This window comes from Anabaenopsis tanganyikae CS-531 (assembly GCF_029891675.1).
Lineage (GTDB): Bacteria > Cyanobacteriota > Cyanobacteriia > Cyanobacteriales > Nostocaceae > Anabaenopsis > Anabaenopsis arnoldii.
On the sequence record NZ_JANQDF010000102.1, the window covers coordinates 1 to 19,181 of the forward strand.

Sequence of the window (19,181 nt, forward strand, 5' to 3'; positions counted from 1 at the left end):
GGTAATGGCGGTTCTGGTGGTAATGGCGGTTCTGGTGGTGCTGGTGGTGGAGCTTTTGAAATTGTCGCTCAAGGCAAAATCTCTGCAAAGGATGGCACACAACTCAAATCCCTAGGAGGTGATGGTAATAGAGGTAATAATGGCTCTGCTGGCACCAGTGGTAGTAGTGGTGCTGGTGGTGCTGGTGGCAATTCTGGTACTGATCCAAACAATAACGTTTTAGGATTTAAGGGCGGTACTGGAGGCTCTGGAGGCTCTGGAGGTGCTGGAGGTACTGGAGGTACCGGTGGTACCGGTGGTACTGGTGGTGCCGGTGGTGGCGGCGCTGGGGGCACAGTCAAGCTCATGGCATCGGTTCTGGACGTTGACAAAGCCTCCGTCAACGTATCTGGCGGCTCTAGCTCTGGAGGAAATTCCGGTGGACCCGGACGACTGATTTTAGGAGGTAACACCGTTGATAATGGTCAATTATCAGGTACTCCCGATATAAAAGCTGTTTACATTACCAGTGAGAAACTGCAAGCCAATCTGTATACCACAGGTGGTGCCATCACAACCTTCCCTAACTTCAGTTCCTTAACTCCCATAGCTTCTCAAACCACAGGGGTAGTTCAACAAAGTAATACAACTCAACCCTTTTCAGGGTTTAACCTCCAAAATCCCCCCGTAGATAACTTTGCTGTATTGTGGACGGGTAAAATTGAACTCATTAACACTGGCAATAACCAGAATGAGACAGTTACTTTCTTCCTGAGCAGTGATGACGGCTCTAGGCTGTATATCAACAACCAATTGGTAGTTGATCATGGGGGGTTACATGGATTTTCAGAAAAATCAGGACAAATAGCTTTAAGTCCTGGTATTCATGATATCCGCGTGGAGCTATTTGAACATACTGGTTCCGCTGGTATTCAGCTTGACTATCAAATTCCCGGTCAACCACGTCAACTGCTGAGTACTGCTCCCATCCAAAAATTCGACGGCGTCCGGGCTAGTAATCCCTTCATTACCGATAATACCGTAGCAACTCCCTTCATAGCTGATCTCATTGGCGGTGCCAATGTCCATGGGTTACTGGATTTAAGCATCGCAGATTTAGGCATAGCCGGGGATATTCCCGAGGATGCCTTAGCCGCTATTTACCGTGTGGATATAGCTCCCGGTAAGTACAACGTCAACTACTTTGATGTAGACAGTAATGTAGACTTTGATATGCTGCTGTTTATCAATGTCTCCGGGGAGAATATCTTTAACCCGCAATTGGGCATAGATTTAAATCAAACCAATCAAGACTTCTTAAAACCCTTATTAGCCGGAGGCACACCCCTCACCCGACTAGGTGATGGACAAATTTGGGCGACTCTGATTCCCGATGATGATAGTATTTTCATTAATGCTGCCTTGAATTACCCCAGGTTAGTGAATACCATATCTGGTCAAAACCTCAAGGATGATGAAGTTGTATATATCCGCCCCACAGGACTAACTGATATTACCATCAGTCCCGACGGCAAACATCTCTACGGTGTCAACCAACTCAATGCCCTTGTGGTCGTCAATACCAGCAATATAACTCAAGAACAAATCTTCCGAGATGGCACTGTGCAAATAGAGGGCTTGGATGAGTCAACAGCAGTGACAATTAGCGCCGATGGTAATTATGTTTATCTAGCAGGAGCCACCGAGGAAGCCATCAGCGTATTTAACCGTGATGCCAACACTGGTAAACTCACCATCAACCCAGAAGCTTCCTGGAGAGGCACCGGTACCCAAACCATTACCACCCTAACTACAGGTGTCAATCACCAGGTATTTGCAGGGGTTTCCCCCATTAATAATTCTGATAATTCAGGACAAGCAGGGGTATTGCTCTTCCACCATGACCCAGTAACTGGTAAACTAACTCTTCAACAGCCTGCCTTCCTCACTGACAGCCTCAAAGAAGTCACAGCCATTGAATTAAGTCCAGACGGTAGCAAAGTATATGCCATCAGTCGTCAAGATAATCAGTTAGTGGTTCTCAATGCCACGGATCTCCAGGAAGTGCAACGGCTAACCAGGGCAGATGTCACAGTTCGGAACGTCATGAGGGGAATTAGTGATCTTGCAGTCACTGATAAGTTCATCTATACCTTGAGCGCCCACACTGGTACTCTGGCTGTATTTCCACTGGATGCTGAAGGCAAACTTGTCATAGATACCACAACGCAGACTTACCAACCCATCCAAATCCTGCGGGATGGCACATCAGGCATCAGGGGCTTTAAGGGAGCAGCAGATTTAACCATTACTAGCACTGATAATCGACAATTCCTATATGTCACCAGCGGCGAGATCAATACCCTACCGGGACTGGAGATTGACAAGAATACTGGTAGACTGCAACTACTGCAAATAGTTCGTAACAGAAGTTTAACCGCCGCCACTGATATTGTGGCTAATGATGGGGATGCCTATGTTTCTGCTGTTGTATCCACAAACCCCCTGGCTCCACCCCTAGCTAATGACTTTGGTATTACCAAGTTTAATTTTGTCCCAGATGCACAACCGCAAAAATTCATTGTCACCTTTGACAAACTGCAAACCCTCACCATTAATACTGGTAGTCAGGGTGACTTGATTGAACAGAAAAATGCTCCTACAGTCCAGAATTTAAACATTAACACCGGAGAAGGTTTCAATACTATTGATTTAGTCGAACCTAAGGGTAATGTATCTATCTCCTCTCTGGGTGATGGCGATTTCATAAATGTACGTAATGGTGAAAATGTCACTAACCTGACTATTAATAGTGGTGCGGGGGCGGATAACATCAAAATTTCAGGTGTTATTGCCAAAGGTGGTAACATTGATGCAGGGATAGGGGAAAACCAACTGACAATTGTTAATACCAAAGGTATTAACAATATTACCGCTGATTTTAACCAAAATGCCATCACCCTGGCTGGAGTCGATGGAACCACAGTTAACCTAGGGGATGGAGGGAATAGGATCAACCTCATCGCCAGTACTATCAAATCTCATGTAGCCGTTAAGACTGGTAGCGGAGACAACGAAATATTCCTCGACAGTGCCAATGAGAATGATACCTTTACGGTTAACACAGGAAGTGGTAGCGATAAGTTCCGAGTCAACGGCGAAAATATCAAAGCCGGAGCCAATGTAATTTTAAACGGCGGTAACGGAGAAAATCTACTGGAATTTAGATCCGCTGGTAATGAGATTGATAATCTGATTAATAATCTGATTGGTAGCATCAAAGTCAGAGGGGAAAACTATGGCGCAGTTAGTTATCAAAATATTCGGTTAGGCTTAGGCATACCACAATTAAACACCCAAACCGGGGCTAGGAGCCTCACAGCCAGTAGTACACCATCAGTCAACATGATGATTGACAGAGTAGAACCCATTTCTGAAGGCGATCCTTTGAAGTTAGAAGCTAATATTAAGGGAGATATCACCCAAATCAGGTTTGTGGAATTACTCTTGGACGATGTTCTGATTACCACCATTGATATCAGCCAACTCCCCGCTGCAAATAATGGACAACAAGAAATTGATGGTGTCACCGTAACTCTGCTAGAGGAGGGAGCTAATTCCTATAATTTGATTGCGGAAGTCAAAGACTGGTTTACCCTGTATGATTTGGGTTTTGGTGACAATGGCTTTTATAATTTGACCGTGAGAGCCACTGATACTAATGAAGAGACTATCCTGGAAGATATCATTCTGTTAACTATCAACAATAGTGCTCCCAAAAACTTAGTCATTAATGCCAGTCAACTAGAAATTAATCAGGGAGACACCATAGAGTTTCAAGGTGACTTTATCGATTTTGGCGATGATGCCCACACTTATATTTGGGACTTTGGCGATGGTACAAGAATTGAGAATATATTCAAGATTAACCACACCTACACCAAAAATGGTATCTATCCAGTGACTTTTACTGTCACTGATGATGATGGAGGGCGAGCATCCTTAAGTACTGAGGTGACTGTGAATAATCTTCCTCCGCAGATATCCATAGAAAATAACACCATCATCACAAAAGAAGGTGATGCAGTAGTTAACAGTGGTACTTGGAGTGATATAGATAATGATATAGTCACTCTAAGTGCTTCTGTGGGTACAGTGACTGTTAATGAAGATGGTACCTGGATTTGGAATTTTAACAGCACTGATGGACCTGATGAAAGTCAAACCGTCACCATCACTGCTACTGATAGCGATAGCGCCACCTCCGAAACTACCTTTAACCTCACGGTGGAAAATGTCGCCCCAGAAATAGGCGTAAATAACAACAGGATTACTGTTTCCGAAGGTGACACAGCGTTTAACAGCGGTACTTGGAGTGATGCGGGTAATGATGCAGTCACCCTAACTGCTTCTGTGGGTACTGTCACAACCAATGATGGTACTTGGAGTTGGAATTTTAACAGTACTGATGGACCTGATGAAAGTCAAACCGTCACCATCACTGCTACTGACAGCGATCGCGCCACTTCTGTGACTACCTTTAACCTCACGGTAGCCAATGTCGCCCCACAAATAAGCGTGAATAATAATAGTATCACTGTTTCCGAAGGCAACACAGCGGTTAACGGTGGTACTTGGATTGATGCGGGTAAAGATATAGTCACCCTAACTGCTTCTGTGGGTACTGTCACAGTTAATGAAGATGGCACTTGGAGTTGGAATTTTGACAGCACTGATGGACAAAATGGGACTCAAACCGTCACCATCACTGCTACTGATAGCGATAGCGCCACCTCCGAGAGTAGATTTAACCTCACGGTGGAAAATGTGGCACCCAATATTGTCAATCTGACAGTTCCCACCAGCTTAAATGAGGGAGAGGAAGCCAGTTTTAGCGCCTTAGCCACTGATGTAGATAACGAATTAGATTATGTTTGGGATTTTGCTGCTGGTAATAATACAAGTTCTAATCAGAAGTTAAAGGGTGCCGATGTCAAATATACTTACCCCAATAATGGCATTTATCAGGCATCCCTAACCGTAACAGATAGTGATGGGGCATTCCTTACCGAGCAATTCAATATTGTGGTGTCCAATGTCGCCCCACAAATAGGCGTGAATAATAACAGTATCACTGTTTACAAAGGTGACACGGCGGTTAACAGCGGTACTTGGAGTGATGCGGGTAATGATGCAGTCACCCTAACTGCTTCTGTGGGTACTGTCACAGCTAATCAAGATGGTACTTGGAGTTGGAATTTTGACAGTACTGATGGACCTGATGAAAGTCAAACCGTCACCATCACTGCTACTGACAGCGATAACGCCACCTCCGAGACTACCTTTAACCTCACGGTGGAAAATGTCGCCCCAGAAATAGGCGTGAATAATAACAGGATTACTGTTTCCGAAGGGGTAATAGCAATTAACAGTGGTACTTGGAGTGATAGAGGCAATGATATAGTCACCTTAACTGCTTCTGTGGGTGCAATCACAACAAATCAAGATGGTACTTGGAGTTGGAATTTTAACAGTATTGATAGTCCAAATGGGACTCAAACCGTCACCATCACTGCTACTGACAGCGATCGCGCCACCTCCGAGACTACCTTTAACCTCACGGTGGAAAATGTCGCCCCAGAAATAAGCGTGAATAATAACAGTATTACTGTTTCCAAAGGTGAGACAGCAGTTAACAGTGGTACTTGGAGTGATAGAGGTAATGATACCGTCACTCTAACTGCTTCTGTGGGTGCAATCACAGCTAATCAAGATGGTACTTGGAGTTGGAATTTTAACAGCACTAATGGACCTGATGAAAGTCAAACCGTCACCATTACTGCTACTGATAGCGATCGCGCCAGTTCTGTGACTACCTTTGTAACAACAGTAAGTGGACTCGCCGCCGATATTGATGGTAATGGTAAGGTGACCGGTGCTGATTTATTGTTGATCGACCAATATCTGCTGTTACGGAATAATCCTAACGTCGATGCGATTCTGCAAAGTTCCTTTAATCTGTTTAGCACTGAAACTGTGGGAGCCACAAACACCACAGGTACAGCTTTGAGAAGTGCGATCGCGAATGGGGTCAACAAATTAGCCTTTGACGTTGATGGTAATGGTCAAGTGACAGGAGGGGATATTTTCTTAATTCGTCAAGCATTGTTACTCAAGAATAATCCTAACGTCAATGCCATTCTAGAAACTACCTTTAATCTGTTTACCAGTGAACTCACAGGACCGAGAAACACGGGAGCCAAAATTAATGCTTTTATCTCTAGTTTGCTCGGGTGAATAAGTAACTGTTGACGGTTGACGGTTGACCGTTGACCGTTGACCGTTGACAGCGGCTAAATTTATTGGTTGATTTATTTATCATTTTGGCGATCGCCTATTTGTTGACCCTTGACCGTTGACGGTGGGTAATTTTTTGGGTGGGTTCAATTAACGTGACGTGAGTTCGATGGAACTAAAAAATGGTATGAGGTACAGCAGGTAAATCTTTTGGGTAGATATGAATGGCAGGTTTTTTAGGCAGATAAAAGTTAAGCAAATTCATATATAGCCAGCTTTTTGCGCTTTCTTATCCCTCAAACTCACGTTAAATTACATCTTGTAGCACTCCGCGGGTGTTTTTCCATGCCCAAATACCAACACCTGCAACTATAATACTCATTGCCACCAAAACAATTCTTAAGCCGAGCATATCTGTTAAAGGGCCAGTAATTGCCAGGGGTGCAGATAAGGCAATATTAACGATATGATTTTGAAAGCCAAATACTTTTCCGTGCATGGGGGGTGGTGTGCGCTGTTGAATTAAAGTTTGCATCGGTACGCCAATTAATGCAGCACCTACACCCAAAAAGGCACTTAGTCCTAGAGCGAGAATGAGATTATGGGTGAAAGTGAACACCCCTAAAACCAGGGACATCATTAAAAATCCCATTAGGGGTAAGGGTTTGTGATGCAATTTATCGCCCCAATGACCTAAAATTGCTGCACCAAATACCATACCTACACCCGCAGCAGCTAAGAAAAAGCCAAATTGTTTATCCTTTAAACCAAAGTCGGCGGCTAATCTAATGGTTAATACCATTAATGCGGCAAAGACACAATATAAAGTTGTGAGTTGCAGCATGGCGTTTAATATTAAAGGATTTTTTGTGAGATAGCCTAAACCTGCTTTGAAGTCAGCCCAAGGATTAATTACACTGGTGCTTTCATTACCCGATAATCTGCTTTCGGCTCCGAAGTTAATCAGCTGTACGGCTAATCCTGATAATAGGTATAGTACACCGACGACAATTTCTTGACCATACCTGGCTCCTAACCAATCTTTGGCTAAAGTTAATATTGGCTCTCCAATAGCAAAACCCACAATTAAAGATCCCATCATGGTGGTGCTGTACACCGCATTGGCCGCCATAAAATTCTCTCTTCGCACTAAAACCGGGATAGCAGCTTGTTGAGCGGGAGTGAAAAATTGGGCTAAGGTGGAAACACCAAAAGTCAGCAACAATAACATGAAAAAGTCTCTTGGTAAAAATGCAATGAATAGCATTAATACAGTTTGAATATAATTAGAGACGGTTAAAACCAGCTTTTTAGAGAAGCGGTCAACAAAGATACCACCCGCAGAACCGAACAAAATCGCCGGTAATGTAAAGGCTAGCATCAAAATTGAGTACATGGAGTTTTGGGCTAACCCGGTCGGCGGTTGGTAATTCTCCAGCAGCGCCACCATTAACACAAAAAATATTTTATCTCCTAACTGGGAGAACAGCTGCCCAATCCACAGGAGCATAAAACCACGATTTTTTAGCAGGGCGCTAAATCCGTTATTGACAGCAGCTGGTTCAGTGGGAAACATTATAAATACTGGGAATTTACTACTGGAACTGAGATGGGGGAATAAGCTATATTTTCTTTGCTTCTCCTCATTTCCTGGTGTTGATATTTATTATTTGGGAATTTTCAATTTTGAGTTGTTTAGTTTTCACTCATGTTGATTGATTCTATTGTTCATAGCGTTTGATTAGTAACTGTAAAAATTCCGCTGCAGTCAGGGTAACTGGGGGTTGAGAGGCTTTTACAGATGAATGTATCCACCAACCTTTTACTGTTTGAGGCGCGCGCCACATCGATAAATGGTTTACTGCTGGATCTGCGTAAAAGTTATCATGTCTACCACCCGATAATGAAGAACTCCAATGGGTAAAATAATCATGACTCATGCGATGTATCGGAAAGTTACCCCATAGTGGGACTCCCCAGCCATCTATAGCAATAAAGGCCTTAATATTACCACCTAACAATTGCCAGGAACAGGCCGCCCCTATGGCTCCCACCACACCGGCACTAAAGCTAATGAATGTTACTGGTGATTTTAAATCATTCCGTAAGCGATCGCCTAAAAATTGCAGAATGTGAACTGATGATAAAACTAATAACCCATCACCGGGAAAAACCAGGATTTTACCGCTGTTTTGTGGTTTGCAGCTATCAGGGGCTGAAAACAAGCATTCTGATATAAAGTTTTCTGTCAATCCCGGCTCATGGATTCCAGGGCAAATAATTATACTCATTTCTCTTCAGTCATAATTGGCTGTCCATGATTTCTCATAGATTTTTGTACTTTATCACACTCTTGACTAAGTAACAGCAACTAGACAACTCCCCACATGAATTTACTAAGTAAGTTGATGTTACCTTGATGATATCTGAAAACAGTCCTCTCAACTAAATTCTCATGTGGAATCCAGCTTGATCAAACAACTATTTTTACTACTCAGTAAATAGTAATAACCCTTATATGCCTTTTGATATATTATTGTTAACTCCATGATCAACCTATCCCCCTGGATGGGATAATAAACTACTAATTAGCGGATCAATAGAGTTATTCCCTAAGTGAATGGCTCTCAAACCGAGTTTATATAGATTTATATTGAGGAACTGATTATGGTGGCCACACCAGAAAAACAGCAACACACTCACGAGGAATTACCAAGAAAAGACCGGGTAGCCGTCTTACTTATGGGCTACGGTGAGGTAGAAAGCTATGAAGATTTTGCTAACTATAACGAACAAGCCTTAAATCTACTAACTGCAAAATTTGCACCAGTACCAACCTGGATTTATCCGCCCTTAGCAAAGCTATTGGCCTTATTTGACCGCCACGAGTGGGGACACACCCACCATGATTTTATTTCCCCACACAATGCCATTTTTGAACAGCAACGGGCTGGAATTGAAAAGAATTTGCAGGCTAAGTGGGGGGATAGTATCCAAGTTTTCAAGGCTTTTAACTTTTGCGCCCCCTTCTTACCTCACCAAGTTTTAGCAGAAATTCACAATCAAGGTTTTGAGAAAGTCCTCATTTACCCTTTATTAGTTGTTGATTCCATCTTTACTAGTGGTATTGCAGTTGAGCAGGTTAACAATGCTTTGTCCACTGTTGCTCAGTCAGAAGAACACTGGGTGAAAGGACTGCGCTACATCCCCTCATTTTATAATGAAGCGGACTATATTGATTTGATGGCTAAACTGGTTGAGGAAAAGATTTCCTCTGACTTGGGTACAGCTTATTTACCTTCTCAAATTGGTATAGTGTTAATGAATCATGGCTGTCCCCACAAGGCTAAAGGGTTCACTTCTGGAATTACTGAAAGTCAAGCCCTATATGATTTAGTGCGGGATAAGTTAATTAACCGTTATCCTTTGATTTCCGTGGGTTGGCTAAACCACGATACGCCTTTAATTGAATGGACTTTACCTAATGCGGAGCAAGCTGCTAGTAATTTGATTCAATTGGGCGCAAAAGCAGTTATCTTTATGCCTATTGGTTTTGCGACAGAAAACCATGAGACTCTCTTAGATGTACATCACATTATTCACGCATTGGCGAAAAAGTATGCTAATGTGAGTTATGTGCAGATGGCTTGTGTTAACGATAATCCAGAGTTTTTGGCAATGGCGGCGGAATGGGCGAATGATCATATTGCTGAGTTAATGAATCAGGAAGCTATGGCGGTTAATCCCCAGTTGGCGGGAAGTCACCATCATCATCATCATCATTAGACTGGGAAACTTAATCCCCCCTCCTGTGCAAGCTACGATATACACACAAGTAAAAAATTGTAGGTTGGGTTGAGGTTTTGGGAAACCCAACATCATTAGAAGTAGGTTGGGTTGCGCTGCGCTTAACCCAACCTAATTCTAATGAACTTTTTTAAGCTTGTCAGTCCAGTACGTTGCGCTACGCGACAACACACCCTACATAAATGGAGTAATTCAATCATTTGTGTGTACACCGTAGTTCCTTGCGGAAGAGAGGTTTTCCAGATACCTGAACCCATAGCTCAAGTTTCGTTGTTATTCTGAAGGTAACTAGAAAATTTGAATGCAACCGTCTTCGTAAGCAACAGTTTCAGGATGGAATGATGACACAACCTAACTTAACCCCGTCCATTGCTGTCAATATCCCAAATACACTCACACTTCAAGTTTCTTATGAGCAATTCGTTGATTTGGCACTCGCTAACCGAGATTTACAATTAGAAAGAACTGCTACGGGGGAGTTAATTATTATGCCACCTACCGGCAGTGATACTGGCAACAAAAACCTAGATATAGAAGGGCAGCTTTGGCTGTGGAACCGTCAAAATAAACTGGGTAAAGTTTTTGATTCTTCCACAGGTTTTCGTCTTCCCAATGGTGCTAATCGCTCTCCTGATGCAGCTTGGGTAGATAAACAAAGATGGGATGCTCTGACTTTAGAACAGCAAGAAACTTTTGCGCCAATTTGTCCTGATTTTGTGCTGGAATTACGTTCTAAAACTGACTCTCTAGAAAAGTTGCAAGCTAAGATGAGAGAATATATAGAAAATGGTGCTGGTTTGGGTTGGTTGATTGACCGCAAAAATCAACGAGTGGAAATTTATCGTCGTGGTAAAAATGTGGAAGTTTTAGATCATCCTGTTAGTTTATCAGGGGAAGATGTTTTACCTGGATTTGTGTTGGATTTAACTGAGGTTTGGAGTTAAAATTACATGAAGACTTTCACGGCAATAATTTAGAGAGATTCACAGAAAAATCTTTATGTCGGTTATGTACATGGATTTCCTGGGGCGCATTCTCAAGGTGAAACTTTGGATGAATTACAGCAAAATTTACGTGAAGTAATTGAGATGCTGCTTGAAGATACTGAACTGATTTTTGAGAGAGAGTTTAAAGAAGTTGCTGAATTTTATTGACTGCGTTGATAATCAGAGAGGATGTTTTTTCTATTTCGGCTTTGGTGGTAAATTTACCAATACCAATTCTTAACGCTCCTTCAATCAGATTTTGAGCAAAATTCATCGCTTGTAAAACGTGAGATGGTGCAACAACACCCGATGAACAAGCCGCACCTGTAGAAATCGCTAATTGATGGCGAACTCTCGCAATAATCGCACTATTAGGAATATTCGGGATAGAAATATGTAAGTTACCTGATAAACGGTGGTTTAAGTCTCCGTTAATTACTAAATCAGGTATTTGTGATTGTAGCAAGTTTTGGAGTTGGTTTCGCAAAAGTGCGATCGCAATAAATCTTTTTCCATCTCCAAGCGTCTCCAGTGACAAGCTTCACCTAAACCAACGATTCCGGGGACGTTGAGCGTACCTGATCTGATTCCCTGTTGATGTCCACCACCATATATAATAGGTTGCAGGTGATGACCTTTTTTGACGACTAATGCACCAACTCCTTTGGGCGCATAAAGTTTGTGTCCAGAAATCGCTAGATAGGTAATACCCCAGTCTTGAAAGTTGATGGGAATTTTACCCACTGCTTGGGAAGCATCACAGAGAAAAGGAATATTGTAGGAAGATGCGATCGCCCCAATTTCTGAGATAGGATAAATTGTACCCACTTCATTATTAGCAGCCATCACACAGATTAGTGAAGCACCATCAGCGCAGACTTTTTCCAGATGTTCTAAATCAATTTGAGCTTGTTGATTGACTTTTAACCAAACTATTTCAACTAACTTTTTTTTCGCTAATGCAGCACAAGTATCTAAAACGGCTTTGTGTTCCACAGGAGAAACAATGATTTTGCATGGGTGATTTTGTTGGGAAACATATCCTTGAATGGCTAAATTAATGCTTTCTGTTGCACCAGAAGTAAAAATAATCTCCTTGGGGGAAGCATTGATTAATTCGGCTATTTGTTGACGGGTTTGTTTAACAACTTGTGCTGCTTCATCTCCATATATATGATCTACACTATTAGCATTACCAAAGGCATTAGTCATATAATACATGACTTTTTCGGCTACTCTCAAATCAACGGGAGTAGTTGCATGATAATCAAGGTAAATTATCTTTTCTTGTGTAGTCATTTTTTGAGTATTTTAAACGCAAAGGTACGCAAAGGTAACGCGGAGGTACGCAGAGTTTTTTTTGAAATAAAGCCAATACTCTTTTGAGCGGCGTTGTTGTATACTTTGGCTAATCCTGCTACTATTAAATCATCTTCAGCCTGTTCTAAATCTAAATCATGGCTACCCAAGAAGCGGTAAGTTGAGATGGTGCGATCGCCTATACAGTCCCATGCTTTTTGAAATTCTGTAACCGCTTGTTCACAAAGTTCTTCACTATATGCCAACCAAATTACTAATGTTGGTTCATTATTTCTCAGCGTAAACCCAATTAGCACTAAAACCCTGAATAGTTGCTAAAGAACTTAATGGTTGGATAGTTTTTTCGTAAGCATTAGTTAGAATTTCTAAATTTAATAAATCATTGGCTTGATTAACTTTCAATTCTGCAACAAAAGATTCAACATCATTTAACCATTTACTCTGAGAAACTTTTTGATGATAAATATCTAAGCCTAAATATTGCAACTTAACAAAATTAGAAAAATATTTTTCAGATGGTATATTATTAGATTTAGAAGAATTAACAGATTTTGTAGTTGGAATTAAATTCCATAGTTGATCATGAGCAACAAATGACCAAGGCAAATAATGATCTAATGAGATTTCATCCTTATTTAATTGAACTTGAGAATAAATACATTTAATATCCTGATGATCTAAAATAGTTTTCCAATATTTAGTTTGATTTGCTAAAGAATCTCTTTGTTGTGGCATAAATAATTTATTAACCACATTGGGAATACTAGGGTTTTGTTGCTGCATATAATTTAACCATTCCCAAGATACCCAACCCCTAACTATTGTGTAATTTTCTTCTAAATATTCTACCCAATCTGGATGTAAAATAATGGCGTTACAATCTTGCTGGTCTTCAGCGTTAAAGCAATACAAAGGCTTTTTTATATCAAATTGATTCTTAGCTAAATTAATAATAGCTGGGTTAACATCATAATCTTTTAATCCTCACGTTTTTTGTCAGTTTAAAAGCCATACCTGGAGTACCTTCATTATAAAGTAAACTAGAAATATTAATGGTATTGCCGCCGTAATTTACCCGACTCGCATACTCCAAACAAGCAGCAACTATAATTTCTGCTGGTAAATTTGTTTTATTACCAATTTTAAACTGATAATTTTTACCAAAAGTACGAATTAAACCAAGTTCATTTAATTTATTTAGTAAAAAGTTTATTTAAATTTAAATGCTATTAAATAGCTAATTTTCTAGATATTTGCTTAAATTCAGTGAAAATCACGAACCCAAATAATATAAAAACCCCCGACTTATCAAAGAAATCGGGGATCTGAGCCTCTCGGTGTTGACGATATCTAATCAACTCCTCGTAACTTACGAGTATTATCAACTAAACTCTGGGCAAATTGGTCAAATCTTTCCGAGAGCTTTTCATCTAATAGCTTACCTTCGGGACTAAAAGCATTCCAGGCCTTACCAATAGCAATTTGTTCTGGTATCACCCAGCCATGTACCCCTCGGATAATCAAGCGTAGGTCATTAAGTGCATTGCTATTAGCCTGACCTCCCAAGACGCTAATCATCCCGGTCACTTTACCAGAGAGTTCATCAAAACTCATCAAATCCAGAGTATTTTTTAAAACACCACTCAGACCGCCATGATATTCCGGTGTGGCTAAAATCAAGCCATCAGCCCCAGTTACAGTATCACGTAACCTTTGCACGTCGGGATATTGGGAATAATCTTTTCCCCCATGACAAAATGGTAAATTTAACTGGCGCAAATCTAAAACTTCCACCTCAGCGCCCAAGGCTTCTACCCGTTGTGCTGCTACTTGTAAAGCTTTCTGGGTGTAGGAATCAGGTCTTAAACTACCACCAATACCAACTATACTTACCATAATTCACCCATAAAGTCAAGATATTAATACAACACCACCATATAGTAAAGGCGGAGTCATTACGATTATGTTTATTTTATATAATACATATTTATATTTCTCTCGTCAAATGCCACAGAATCGGACTGAACTACCATAGGAGTATATCTGAGGAATTAATACCCATCTGTCTGGGCTGCTAGGCGGGGAATTATGGGCAAATATTCCATACCCGGGCAAAGAAACTAGAGTTAGTGGGTTAAGCTTAGTCTAGAAGTTAGACTAGATAATAAAATAATAATTTCTGGTTAGAGTAATTTTTGCCGAAAACATAGGCATAAATTCAGGGCGCAGCTAATGCCACTAGACAAAGGGTAATTATTATGGAAAATGTCGGGAAAAAGTCATTGAGAAAACAGCGTACAGCTGCCTTAGTCGCCAGTTTACTGATGTTACCAGGTATTTTTATGGGTACTCCCGCCTGGGGGCAAAAAGCCGAGGGCGACTCCCTGACTTATGGTCAGTTAATTAATAAGTCTAAACAAGGGGAAGTAAAAAAAGTAGAGCTGGACGAAACCGAACAGATAGCCAAGGTTTATCTCAAGGGACAAGCTCCTGATGCACCACCAATAAGAGTCAGGCTGTTAGCAAAAAACACTGAGTTAATTAACACACTCATAGAACAAGACGTAGATTTTGGTCAGGTTTCCTCTGCTAACAGCAGGTTAGCTGTGGGACTGTTAATTAACCTCATGTGGATTTTACCACTGGTGGCTTTAATGTTATTATTCCTCCGACGCTCCGCCAATGCTTCTAATCAAGCCATGAATTTTGGCAAGTCTCGCGCTCGCTTTCAAATGGAAGCAAAAACTGGTGTCAAGTTTGATGATGTGGCTGGGGTGGAAGAGGCCAAGGAAGAACTAGCAGAAGTGGTGACCTTCCTCAAGCAACCAGAAAGATTTACTGCTGTAGGTGCGCGCATTCCCAAAGGAGTTTTATTAGTCGGCCCTCCGGGTACTGGTAAAACTTTGCTAGCAAAAGCGATCGCCGGGGAAGCTAGTGTACCTTTCTTTAGTATTTCCGGGTCAGAATTTGTAGAGATGTTTGTGGGGGTAGGTGCGTCCCGCGTCCGGGACTTATTTAAAAAAGCTAAGGAAAACGCCCCCTGCTTAATATTTATCGATGAAATCGATGCAGTGGGACGACAGCGGGGGACTGGTATCGGTGGCGGTAACGACGAGAGGGAACAAACTCTCAACCAACTGCTCACCGAAATGGATGGTTTTGAAGGTAACACAGGTATTATTATTATTGCTGCGACTAACCGCCCTGATGTCTTAGATGCAGCATTGCTCAGACCCGGACGCTTTGACCGACAAGTGATGGTTGACGCTCCAGACCTCAAAGGACGTGCGGAAATTTTGCAAGTCCACTCACGCAATAAAAAGATTGACTCTAGTGTATCCTTAGATGCGATCGCGCGGCGAACTCCTGGTTTTACGGGTGCAGATTTAGCCAACTTACTCAATGAAGCAGCCATTCTCACTGCTAGAAGACGCAAAGAAGCAATTACCATTCTAGAAATAGATAATGCCATAGATAGAGTCGTAGCAGGTATGGAAGGTACGGCCTTAGTCGATAGCAAAAACAAGCGCCTCATAGCCTACCATGAAGTGGGACACGCCCTAATCGGCACACTACTCAAAGACCATGACCCAGTTCAGAAAGTGACACTCATTCCCCGGGGTCAAGCACTAGGACTAACTTGGTTTACACCCAACGAAGAACAGGGGTTAATTTCCCGCTCTCAAATCAAAGCCAAAATTATCGCCACATTGGGGGGTCGCGCCGCCGAAGAAATTGTTTTCGGTCAGCCAGAAGTAACAACAGGTGCAAGTAATGATTTGCAACAAGTTACAACAATGGCCAGACAAATGGTAACACGGTTTGGGATGTCTGATTTAGGATTATTGTCCTTAGAAAATCAAAGCAGTGAAGTCTTCTTGGGGCGCGACTGGATGAGTAAATCAGAGTATTCTGAAAAAATTGCCGCCAAAATTGATTCTCAAGTCCGGGAAATTGTCAACAGTTCCTACCTACAAGCAAAACAACTATTACAAGATCACCGCGAAGTTTTGGAATATTTAGTTGATTTATTGTTAGACCAGGAAACTATTGAGGGTCAATTCTTCCGAGAAATCGTCACCCAATATACCAAAGTCACCGATGAAACACTAGTTGTATCTTACTAAGTACACATTCAGCTCGCCCACGCGGGCTGAATATTGTTTCACTTCCCCATAAATTCGGTATCTTACCTAAGTATATAAATCAAAATTTTCAATACATCTCCCAGGAGAGAGGAAAAGCAAATCTAATTAATATTAGAGTCAGTTAAGGCGGCTGCACTGAGAACACAGCAATTAAACGGGTGTAATTATGACTATAGCCATAGATGAAGAACTCCAAGCTAAAGTTGTAGAAAAACTGCATTGGGACGACCGTGTAAATGCGGCAGATGTAGGTGTAACTGTTGATCATACCAAAGTCACCCTACGGGGAACAGTACCTAGTTATCGAGCCAAAAGCATAGCAGAACAAGATACAAAAGAAATACCGGGAATATCGGAGGTAATTAATCATTTACAAGTGCAGTATCCTAGTACAATTCCTGTTCCCATAGATGAAGAAATCGCATCCAATGTAGCCAACGCTCTTAGTTGGGATCCAGATATTGATGCTAACAAAATTGATGTGAGCGTTATCGGTGGGTTACTAACTTTGCGGGGGACAGTAGACGCTTATTGGAAAAAATTTCAGGCGCAAGACATAGCATACGCCATTACCGGAGTAATTGATATTATCAATGAACTAGCTGTTGTCCCCACTAAGAGACCAGAAGATGAAGAAATTGCCAGAACTATTGAGAATGCTTTAGAACGCAACACCTTTGTTGAAGCTGAAGATGTCAATGTCGTAGTGGAAAATGGTAGAGTTACCCTCACCGGCTTTGTTCCCAATTGGGGAGCGTGGAGAGCAGCACACAACGCAGCCACCTATACTAAAGGAGTAGTGAAGGTGGTTGATGGCTTGGCTATTCGTTACCTAGAAGATCAAGAATTTTTGGGTGAAGATTAACCTGTACATCTACTTCCCATACTGTTATTGGATAATTGGGCAAATTTTATCCTCTTGCTGATCTGGTTTATGGTGCCATCCAGCCAATAAGTCCCCAATTTGTCCACGTAAAGTCAATAACTGAGCAATTTGGCTATCAATCCGGGACAGTTTTTCTACTAACTTTTCTTGAATTTCGCCACAGGGGGGTTCTCCTTGGTCATAAACAGCTAGAATATCGCCAATTTCTTCCAGACTTAGACCTAAACTTTGGGCTCTTTTAATGAAAGCTAACCGGTTGAGCACATCTAGGGAAAATTGGCGAAAACCTCCCTCTGTGCGTCCTGATGATTTGATTAAGCCTAAACTTTCGTAATAGCGAATTGTTCTGATGGCAATTCCACTCAGACTTGTTACCTGACCAATTAAAAACAGTTTTTTATCCTGATGTAACACGGTAGAGTTTACCCATTCTCCTGCTAACTATAACATCCTTCAGGACTAGGTACAAGATTCGGGTATCTATCTAGTAATTATTTTATATTTAATTAACAAAAAAATAACAATTTTATTCCCTCGCTTCAATGTGATATCAACAGAAGACTTATCTTGATTAATTTACTGGTACAACTATGTTTCTCGGTACTGAAATTAACCGTTTTTCCCAAATTCTCATGTTATTTCTAGATTAACCGCTTCACTTCAAGCGAAACTAGAACATGAATGTTAAGCAGAACCTGATTTCAACCCATAAACCGAGAATTTTTAATCATCCTGAACGTTTTGTTGAGGGATGGTACTGGGTGATACCATCAAAAAAACTGCGGGTCAAAGAGGTAAAGCCTGTCAAAGTTTTGGGTAGAGAATTGGCGATTTACCGTGGTAAAGATAAAAGAGCAGTAATCGTTGATGCTTACTGTCCCCACATGGGCGCTCACCTGGCTCAAGGGAAGGTTGAGGGTAATGAACTGCGCTGTTTTTTCCATCATTGGCAGTTTGATGAACAAGGATTCTGTGTTAATATTCCCTGTTTAGATCAGCCTATTGCCGTCAGGTTAAAAACTTGGCCAACCGCTGAGAAATATGGCATGATTTGGGTTTGGACTGGAGACATACCCAAACAACCTTTACCCTTTGTTCCAGAGTTAGAAAACAAGGAATGTGATGTGGCTTTTGGTAATGATTTCTTGGTTAACTCTCACCCTAACGCGGTGATGATTAATCCTATTGATGCCCAACATTTTAATACAGTTCACAAACTAGCATCAAAAATTAATTTTGACAACCAAGAAATTAATCAAAATGCTATTATCTTCAGCAATACAATATCTATCGCTAAAAGTTCAATTTTATTCCGGCTGATTCGTCCTTTGTGTAAAAATATTGTCCAGAATATCTGCTATTGGTATGGTAGCACTAACATTGTGACTGTGCGGACGAATTTATTCCAAGTTCACATTATGGTGGCTCTACGCCTCTTGGAAGGGAGCAAATCTGAAGGTAAAGTTATACTGATTAGTCAGAAACGTGGGGATATTTCCGGTTGGTTATATAATCGCGTCTTGCTGTGGCTGACTAAAATTGCAGCTAGATATTGGATTAAAGATTATCTAAAAATTTTTCAAACCATTAATTTTGATTTGAAAACTCCCATCAAAGCAGACCATTCAATTATACAATTTGTTAACCATCTGGAACAACAAAAACCCCTGATGTTAAAGACTTGGCAATTAGCGCGATCGCACAGTGAAATCAGAGAACCCCCTGCAACGTGGCGCGATAGCAAATCTAATGATTAGT

General features: G+C 41.3%; 15 protein-coding genes. 6 read left to right on the forward strand and 9 right to left on the reverse strand.

The genetic code is table 11. From position 1 onward, the window contains the following. A partial coding sequence (locus NWP22_RS10440; protein WP_280801849.1) for a PKD domain-containing protein occupies positions 1 to 6,276 on the forward strand: 6,276 nt, incomplete at its 5' end. A gap of 307 nt (positions 6,277 to 6,583) precedes the next feature. Here the strand turns inward: NWP22_RS10440 and NWP22_RS10445 are convergent. Together NWP22_RS10445 and NWP22_RS10450 are read right to left on the reverse strand one after the other, a co-directional pair. Next, positions 6,584 to 7,852, reverse strand: coding sequence for an MFS transporter (locus NWP22_RS10445; protein WP_271733525.1), 1,269 nt, complete (start codon positions 7,850 to 7,852; stop codon positions 6,584 to 6,586). A gap of 145 nt (positions 7,853 to 7,997) precedes the next feature. Continuing rightward, complete coding sequence (locus NWP22_RS10450; RefSeq protein ID WP_271733524.1) at positions 7,998 to 8,567, reverse strand: hypothetical protein; 570 nt, start codon at positions 8,565 to 8,567, stop codon at positions 7,998 to 8,000. Between the two features lie 376 nt (positions 8,568 to 8,943). On the opposite strand from NWP22_RS10450, the gene NWP22_RS10455 reads away from it, so the two are divergent. Next, positions 8,944 to 10,062 carry a ferrochelatase gene (locus NWP22_RS10455; protein ID WP_271733523.1) on the forward strand — a complete coding sequence of 373 codons (1,119 nt, stop codon included), beginning with the start codon at positions 8,944 to 8,946 and terminating at the stop codon, positions 10,060 to 10,062. A gap of 362 nt (positions 10,063 to 10,424) precedes the next feature. Continuing rightward, positions 10,425 to 11,027, forward strand: coding sequence for a Uma2 family endonuclease (locus NWP22_RS10460; protein ID WP_280801850.1), 603 nt, complete (start codon positions 10,425 to 10,427; stop codon positions 11,025 to 11,027). Positions 11,028 to 11,211: 184 nt separating this feature from the next. On the opposite strand, the gene NWP22_RS10465 is transcribed toward NWP22_RS10460, so the two are convergent. The 6 genes from NWP22_RS10465 to NWP22_RS10490 all read right to left on the reverse strand — a co-directional run bounded on the left by NWP22_RS10465 (position 11,212) and on the right by NWP22_RS10490 (position 14,285). Next, on the reverse strand, positions 11,212 to 11,535 hold the full coding sequence (locus NWP22_RS10465; RefSeq protein WP_280801851.1) for a hypothetical protein: 324 nt from the start codon (positions 11,533 to 11,535) through the stop codon (positions 11,212 to 11,214). Then, positions 11,508 to 12,368 (reverse strand): cysteine desulfurase family protein, encoded by an 861-nt coding sequence (locus tag NWP22_RS10470; protein WP_280801852.1) that lies wholly within the window; start codon positions 12,366 to 12,368, stop codon positions 11,508 to 11,510. Before NWP22_RS10470 ends, NWP22_RS10465 begins: the two co-directional genes overlap by 28 nt. Continuing rightward, positions 12,365 to 12,634 carry a hypothetical protein gene (locus NWP22_RS10475; protein ID WP_280792353.1) on the reverse strand — a complete coding sequence of 90 codons (270 nt, stop codon included), beginning with the start codon at positions 12,632 to 12,634 and terminating at the stop codon, positions 12,365 to 12,367. The genes NWP22_RS10470 and NWP22_RS10475 overlap by 4 nt, the downstream gene beginning before the upstream one ends. A 22-nt stretch (positions 12,635 to 12,656) precedes the next feature. Continuing rightward, positions 12,657 to 13,301 (reverse strand): HNH endonuclease domain-containing protein, encoded by a 645-nt coding sequence (locus NWP22_RS10480; RefSeq protein ID WP_280801853.1) that lies wholly within the window; start codon positions 13,299 to 13,301, stop codon positions 12,657 to 12,659. 55 nt (positions 13,302 to 13,356) lie between these two features. Continuing rightward, positions 13,357 to 13,602, reverse strand: coding sequence for a DUF4007 family protein (locus tag NWP22_RS10485; RefSeq protein ID WP_342393873.1), 246 nt, complete (start codon positions 13,600 to 13,602; stop codon positions 13,357 to 13,359). A 137-nt stretch (positions 13,603 to 13,739) separates the two neighbouring features. Then, positions 13,740 to 14,285 (reverse strand): NADPH-dependent FMN reductase, encoded by a 546-nt coding sequence (locus tag NWP22_RS10490; protein ID WP_280801854.1) that lies wholly within the window; start codon positions 14,283 to 14,285, stop codon positions 13,740 to 13,742. Between the two features lie 362 nt (positions 14,286 to 14,647). Here NWP22_RS10490 and ftsH point away from each other — a divergent pair, with 362 nt between their 5' ends. Next, a complete protein-coding gene (gene ftsH, locus NWP22_RS10495) occupies positions 14,648 to 16,516 on the forward strand; it encodes an ATP-dependent zinc metalloprotease FtsH (RefSeq protein ID WP_271733516.1) in 1,869 nt (622 codons plus the stop codon). A 187-nt stretch (positions 16,517 to 16,703) separates the two neighbouring features. Then, positions 16,704 to 17,402, forward strand: coding sequence for a BON domain-containing protein (locus NWP22_RS10500; protein WP_271733515.1), 699 nt, complete (start codon positions 16,704 to 16,706; stop codon positions 17,400 to 17,402). 24 nt (positions 17,403 to 17,426) lie between these two features. Here the strand turns inward: NWP22_RS10500 and NWP22_RS10505 are convergent, their stop codons facing one another. Further along, positions 17,427 to 17,837: a heavy metal-responsive transcriptional regulator gene (locus NWP22_RS10505; protein WP_271733513.1), complete on the reverse strand. Its 411-nt coding sequence runs from the start codon at positions 17,835 to 17,837 to the stop codon at positions 17,427 to 17,429. Positions 17,838 to 18,100: 263 nt separating this feature from the next. Between NWP22_RS10505 and NWP22_RS10510 the strand changes: the two genes are divergently transcribed. After that, complete coding sequence (locus NWP22_RS10510; RefSeq protein WP_271733512.1) at positions 18,101 to 19,180, forward strand: aromatic ring-hydroxylating dioxygenase subunit alpha; 1,080 nt, start codon at positions 18,101 to 18,103, stop codon at positions 19,178 to 19,180. Position 19,181 lies beyond the last annotated feature (1 nt).